The organism is Nocardia sp. NPDC051929 (genome assembly GCF_044548645.1).
GTDB lineage: Bacteria > Actinomycetota > Actinomycetes > Mycobacteriales > Mycobacteriaceae > Nocardia > Nocardia sichangensis.
Map to the genome: position 1 here is coordinate 1 of NZ_JBIUCG010000059.1, position 6,399 is coordinate 6,399.

6 protein-coding genes are annotated in these 6,399 nt (G+C 69.7%); 3 read left to right on the plus strand and 3 right to left on the minus strand.

What is annotated here, in order from left to right; all coding sequences use genetic code 11:
- The 3 genes from ACIHAX_RS37660 to ACIHAX_RS37670 form a co-directional block, all read right to left on the minus strand.
- On the minus strand, positions 1–1,577 hold a 1,577-nt coding region (locus tag ACIHAX_RS37660; RefSeq protein ID WP_364439870.1), incomplete at its 3' end, for an amino acid adenylation domain-containing protein.
- A 291-nt stretch (positions 1,578–1,868) separates the two neighbouring features.
- Complete coding sequence (locus ACIHAX_RS37665; protein WP_355081484.1) at positions 1,869–2,852, minus strand: LuxR C-terminal-related transcriptional regulator; 984 nt, start codon at positions 2,850–2,852, stop codon at positions 1,869–1,871.
- A gap of 143 nt (positions 2,853–2,995) precedes the next feature.
- Entirely contained in the window at positions 2,996–3,871 is an 876-nt protein-coding gene (locus tag ACIHAX_RS37670; protein WP_355081482.1) for a M23 family metallopeptidase, read from the minus strand.
- A gap of 206 nt (positions 3,872–4,077) precedes the next feature.
- On the opposite strand from ACIHAX_RS37670, the gene ACIHAX_RS37675 reads away from it, so the two are divergent.
- From ACIHAX_RS37675 to ACIHAX_RS37685, 3 genes are all read left to right on the plus strand, one after another.
- On the plus strand, positions 4,078–5,124 hold the full coding sequence (locus tag ACIHAX_RS37675; protein WP_397282441.1) for a nitronate monooxygenase: 1,047 nt from the start codon (positions 4,078–4,080) through the stop codon (positions 5,122–5,124).
- A gap of 62 nt (positions 5,125–5,186) precedes the next feature.
- Positions 5,187–5,579, plus strand: a complete 393-nt coding sequence (locus tag ACIHAX_RS37680) for an SCO5389 family protein (protein WP_355081478.1) — start codon at positions 5,187–5,189, stop codon at positions 5,577–5,579.
- A 125-nt stretch (positions 5,580–5,704) separates the two neighbouring features.
- Positions 5,705–6,253: an HD domain-containing protein gene (locus tag ACIHAX_RS37685; RefSeq protein WP_355081476.1), complete on the plus strand. Its 549-nt coding sequence runs from the start codon at positions 5,705–5,707 to the stop codon at positions 6,251–6,253.
- Positions 6,254–6,399 lie beyond the last annotated feature (146 nt).

The window sequence follows — 6,399 nt, forward strand, 5'->3', positions numbered from 1 at the left end:
GGCAACGCCGCCCGATCCAACTTCCCCACCGGCGTCAACGGAATCTCGTCCAACACCACAATCGACGCCGGAATCATGTACCCCGGCAACGACTCACCGATGTACTCGGCGAGCGCGTCGGTGTCCAGGTCGGCGCCGGGGCGCGGCAGCACGTACGACACCAGTGCGGTCGCACCCGATGGCAGCGCCTTGCCCAGGGTGGCCGCGAAGTCGATATCCGGATGGCTGGTGAGAGCGTTGTCGATCTCGCCCAGTTCGATGCGGAAACCGCGGATCTTCACCTGGAAGTCCGAGCGGCCCAGGTATTCGATGACGCCGCCGTCCTGGCCGGCCGATTCGGTGCGTCGCACCAGATCACCGGTGCGGTACAGCCGCGCCGCCGGGTTGCCGCTGTCGGCGCCGAACGGGCTGGCGACGAATCGCTCCGCGGTCAGGCCCGGCCGGTTGAGGTAGCCCTGCGCCAGCGCGGGACCGGACAGATACAGCTCGCCGACCACCCCGGCAGGAACCGGCCGCAGCCGCGAGTCCAGCACGAACGCGCCGACGCCCGGGATGGCCGTGCCGATCGTGATGGGCTCGCCCGGCGTCATCGGCGGCGTGCTGGTGGCCAGGATCGTGGCCTCGGTGGGCCCGTAGCCGTTGTAGAACTCGCGCTCGGCCGCCCAGCGTCCGACCAGTTCCGGGCCGAACTTGTCACCTGCCACCACCACGGCCTGCAGGTCGTCCAGTCCGGCCGGATCCACCGATTCCAGGGCGCCCGGCGTGATGAGCATGTGCGTGACGTGCTCGCGCCTCAGTAGATCCGCCAGCTCGAAACCGCCGAACACCGTCGGCGGCGCGATCACCAGCGTCGCTCCGGAGGAGAAGGCCAGCAGCAGTTCCAGCACCGAGACGTCGAAGTTCGGCGAGCAGACGTGCAGAACGCGCGAGTCCTCCGTCACGCCGTAGTGCTCGCGCTCCGCGGCGACCAGCCCGGCCAGACCGCTGTGCGTGACCACGACGCCCTTGGGCTTGCCGGTGGAGCCGGAGGTGTAGATGACATAGGCCGGGTGCCGCTCGTCGAGCGGACGGACCCGGTCGGTGTAGGAGATGGGGTGCTCCGGGCGCGCGGCGATGCGCGCGGCCTGCACCGGGTCGTCCAGTTCGATCCAGTACACACCGGTGCCGAGCACCGGGCGGTGCGCCGAAGTGGTCAGACCCACCGTGGCGCCGGAGTCGGCGACGATGTGATTGATCCGGTCGGTGGGATAGGTCGGATCCACCGGCACGTAGGCCGCGCCGGTCTTGGCGATGGCCCAGACGGCGAGCACCGACTCCACGCTGCGCGAGATTCCGATGGCGACCACGTCGCCGGGCCCGACACCGCGCTCGATCAGCTCCCTGGCCAGCCGCGAGGACGCCGCGTCCAGCTCGGCGTAGGTGAGCTCCCGATCGTCGGCCGGGTCCCCCGTGGGGTTGAACCGGATCGCGACCTCGGTGGCGGCGGACTCGACCGCGGCGGTGAGCAGCTGCGCGAAAAGCGGACTGCCCGACCTGCGGCGACGGCTACCGCGAGCAGAGCGACGGGCGGTTTCCATTCGAGTGCATTCACCTCTCGGATCGAGCCAGGACCCGGGCTCTACCCTGCTCAGGGCTTGTTATCCGGGGCCAGCGCGGACCGAGCAATCATATAAGGGGCTGACCACTGAACCCGCGCGCTGTATTGGATTGCCGCGGATGCCGTCGGTACGGTCCGCATCCCCCTTGTCGAGTGCTGTCCTCTCGTAGGACACCATCCGCCCCCTGGAATCGGTGTCTTGCCTGATCCCTGCCGTTATATCGGTACTTATGCCATCGTGTTGCACTAGTGCCCGAATCGGTGAGCTTGGTCACAGCCATCCGCGCCGCGTGGCCTGCACCCCCGCCTGGAATCTGGTGCTCGCCCCGAGGCGCTCCAGCAGCCGTGCGGTCCGGCGGACCACCGTGCGTCGGGACATCCCGAGTCGCCGCGCGATGGTGTCATCGGTCGCGCCGAGCCCCATCAGGGTCAGGATCGCGCGGTCGCGTTCGTCCAGCGCCTCCGCGGCCGGGTTCACCGAGATCGGCGCCGCCATCGTCCACAGCACGTCGAAGGTCTTGATCAACAACTCGAGCGTGGGGGAACCGGTGATGCGCAGACCCATCGGGTCGGGCCTGCGTTCGTCGGCGTGCAGCACCAGGCTGGCCCGCTCGTCGTCGCTGATGATCAATTTGAGCGGCGGCTCGGGCAGGGTTCTGGCCTGCGCACCGCCCGCGTTGGTGGACAGCGCGTGCCGCAGGCGCTCGGGGTCCTGATAGACGGTGTCCTGATACAAGGTCTGGTAGCGGATGCCGTCGGCGAGCCTGGCGCGTTTGAGTTCGAACAGTTGGCGCTCGCGCTCGGGATCGCTCAGATAGGGCCCGCGCTCGACCAGCTTGACGCAGCTGCGCGCGCCGGTCTGCATCTCCTCGAAATCCGCCAGCATCTCCAGCCGCTCGTACACCGGCACCACCGCGCCGTTGCCGCGGGGCGAGCGGCGCACCGAGCGGAACGTCTCGCTCAAGCGTGCTGCGGCGGCGTGCATCTGGTTGATCTCCTGCTGCCTGCGCCGAGCCTCGGCTTCGGACAACGATTCCGGCGCGTGCGCGTCCCACAGCGGTTCGCCGTCGGGCGACTCGACGCGGACCGCGGCGTGCAATTCACACAACACATCCAGCGAGTCCGCGGCGAGGTCTTCCGAAACGCCCAGGTACTGCGCGATATCGGCGAGACTCGACCGCGGATGGTGCACCAGCACGGCGTACGCGCGGCCGTGCGGTGACCCAGGCTCGAAGATGTCGCCCAGCTCGATCACGGCCCGAGCCTAGCGACCGACCGGTGTCCGTGGGGCAGCTCTACGAGACCAGGACGCGAACCGCCTCCCGCGTCACCGGGACGCGGGAGGCTTCGCTGCGCGCAACCGTGCGCTGATCGGAATATCAAGCCGGACAGGGAATGTCAGTGCGCCGACGGGCCCCACTCCAGGGGCACTCCCTTGGCGGCCAAGTAGGGCATCGGGTCGATCTTGGCGCCCGACTGGTCCCAGATCTCCAGGTGCAGATGCGGACCGGTGGACTGGCCCCGGTTGCCGACGGTGGCGATCACGTCGCCCGCGTTCACCCGCTGGCCCGCGTGCACGAACATCTCGTTCACGTGGCCGTAGACGGCGGTGGTGCCGTCGTCCTGCAGGATTCGCACCCACAGACCGAAACCGGAGGCGGGCCCCGCCTCGATGACGGTACCGTTGCTGACCGAGTGGATCGGCGCGCCCAGCGAGTCGGCGAAGTCGAGACCGTAATGCATGGCGCCCCAGCGGCTGCCGAAGCCGGAGCTGATCTCACCGGCCACCGGGCGCACCGCGGACGCCGGAGCGACCTGCTGCTGCACGCCCTTGAGGGCCTCCTCGGCCTGCGCCAAGGGACCGATGACCTCCGGGGGAAGGTTGGGAATGCCGAACGGCGCCGCGACCGGTGCGGCGATCTGGCCCGCGACCGCGGCGGGCTCCGGCGCGGCCTGCGCGACCGGCTCGGCGGCGGCCTTGGCCTCGACGATCGGAAGGATGCTCGTACCCTTCACGGTGGAGGGCGCGGCCTGCGTCTCCTCGTCGGCATCGTGCGAACCGGGCAGCAGCGGCGACGCGTAAGCGAGCGCGGGAGCGACCTGGCTGGCAGCGCCGATCAAGGCGCCCGCGGCAACCGCCGCGGTGGCGGCGGCCTTGACTCGTTCGGTGGCGGACGGCTCGGCGCGGTGCCGCGTCGGACGGCCCGATTCGCCGCCGTCGCCGAGGAGGCTCTGGACGGTAATGGAACTTGGGCCTACACGGTGCTGCGACAAAGCTGAATCCTCGGTCGTACAACAGGGTCCGGGATGCCGGAGCCCTAGCGGAACCGGTTCGATAACGATCCGGTGAAGCCGGGCGGATAACGGTTTGGCATCCGTCGTGACGGGAACTCTACCGCGTCGTGACCATTCCGCAACCTTCCAGCGGAAAAACGCTGGTGAGGCCCGGGTCACATGTCCAGATACGCGACAATCGAACCGTGATCCTCGACCACTTGGACGTTCCGATCGCGCTCGCCCCCATGGCGGGCGGCCCCTCCACCCCTGAGCTGACCGCCGCCGTGGCCGAAGCGGGCGGTTTCGGCCAGCTGGCCGCCGGTTATCTGAGCGCCGCCGACACCGCGGCGCGGATCGCGGCGACTCGCGCGGCCACCGGCAAGCCGTTCGGCGTGAACCTCTTCGTGCCGGGCCCGCCGACTCCTCCCGCCGATCTGGCGGACTATCTGGCCGAACTCGGCGCCGAACACCAGCTGGGAGATCCGCGCTTCGACACCGACGACTGGGACGCCAAACTGGACCTGCTCGTCGCCGACCCGGTCGCGGCCGTGTCGTTCACCTTCGGCTGCCCGAGTGCCGCGGACATCGAACGGCTGCATGCCGCCGGTTCCGAAGCCTGGGTCACCGTCACCTCGGTCGTCGAGGCGCGCTTCGCCGTCGAGGCGGGCGCCGACGTGCTCATCGCCCAAGGCGCGGAGGCGGGCGGGCACCGCGCGACGTTCACCGATCGGCCCGCCGACGACGTCACCGACCCACTCGGGCTGCTGGCGCTGCTGCAATTGCTCTCCGCCGCCACCGACCTGCCACTGGTGGCCACCGGCGGCCTCACGACGGGCGCGGGCATCGCCGCCGCGCTCGCGGCGGGCGCCGCGGCCGCGCAACTGGGCACGGTGTTCCTGCGCTGCCCCGAGGCGGGCACCAGTCAGGTGCACCGCGCCGCGCTGACCGCCGACACCCCGACGATGCTCACCCGCGCCTTCACCGGACGCAGGGCACGCGGCTTGCGCAACCGCTTCCTGGTGCGGCACACCGCTACCGCGCCGACCGGATACCCGGAGATCCACTACGCCACCGCCCCGCTGCGAGCCGAGGCGCGGGCGGCGGGCAACCCCGAGGAGGTCAACCTCTGGGCGGGCCAAACCCATGAGCTGACACCGGAGCTACCCGCGGGCGAACTGGTCTCGACCCTGGCCGCCGACACGAAAGCCGCACTGGAAAAGGCACTTTCGCGCCGAATCCAGCATTATTGACAACGACTTTCGTTTAGACTTCAGTGGCATCGCATCGACGTTCAGCACTGGAGGAGAGCGCCATGTCCCTTGATGTCCCCACCGCAGTACTCGAACGCGCCGAACGCGGCGAGGTCGACGACGCCGACTTCGTCGAGGTCGTACGCAATTCGCTGCCCTACGCCTGGGAAGTGGTCAGCCGCGTAGCCGGTGAGCTGCGTTCCGGGACGGCCGAATTCGCCGACAACACGATCGCGCCGCCCGACGAGGTGGCGCGCGGGCAACTGCTGCGCGCCATGGCTTCCGACGCGATTCGCGGTGGGCTGGAGCGGCACTTCGGCGTGAAGCTCGCCTTCCAGAACTGCCACCGGGTCGCGGCGTTCCCGCTCTCCTCGGTCGGCGGCGAGACCTACACCACGTTCATCGGCACCCGGGCCCAGCTGCTCAACCAGAGCCCGGAACTGCGCAACTGCTGATCCACCGAATCGAACACCCGGCGCGGCAAACCGTTTCGCCCGCGCCGGGTGTTCTCGCGTATGCGGCGCCGTGCCCGCGCGTCGCCGCCGCCCGTCACGGACGGCTGCGCGTAGGGTGAACCGCCATGAGCAGCAACGATCTTCGCGATGAGGTCGAGGCCCGGCTCGCGCCGTGGCGCCAACAGCTCGGGGCGGACCGCGCCGCCTACACCAATCATGTGCTGCGGGTGCTCACGTTGTGCGATCTGCTGGCCGACGACCGGCAAACCCCGCCGAGCGCCCGTGAGGAGTTCCTGACCGCGGCCGTGCTGCACGACATCGGCATCTGGTCGGCGGGCAGCTTCGACTACCTCGCGCCCTCGTGCGACCAGGCGCGCGCCTGGCTGGCGAGCATCGACCGCGACGACCTGACCGGACTGGTGGTGGCGATGATCGACCAGCATCACAAGATCCGCCCGGCGGGCCCACCGCACGACCCGGTCGAGATCTTCCGGCGCGCCGACGCGATCGACGTCGAACTCGGCTTGCTCGGCCGGTTCGGCGTCTCGCGCGGAACCTACCGTGAGCTGGCGAAGCGCTATCCGAACCACGGCTTCCACCGCAAGCTCGTCTCCCTGGTCGCGCGGCGGGTGCGCAGCCACCCCGCGTCACCACTGCCGATGCTGAGGTGGTGACGCGGGGCGGCGGGTCAGGACAGGGTGGTGACCTCCAGGTCACCGTCGGCATACTGGGCGCGTAGCCGCTTCTTGTCGAACTTGCCCACGCTGGTCTTGGGGACCTCGGCGATGAACGTCCACCGTTCGGGCAGCTGCCATTTGGC

Excerpts from the sequence above, each read along its gene's own strand:
- ACIHAX_RS37680 (WP_355081478.1), top strand. The coding sequence starts at position 5,187 with ATGTCCCTTGATGTCCCCACCGCAGTACTCGAACGCGCCGAACGCGGC.
- ACIHAX_RS37685 (WP_355081476.1), top strand. The coding sequence starts at position 5,705 with ATGAGCAGCAACGATCTTCGCGATGAGGTCGAGGCCCGGCTCGCGCCG.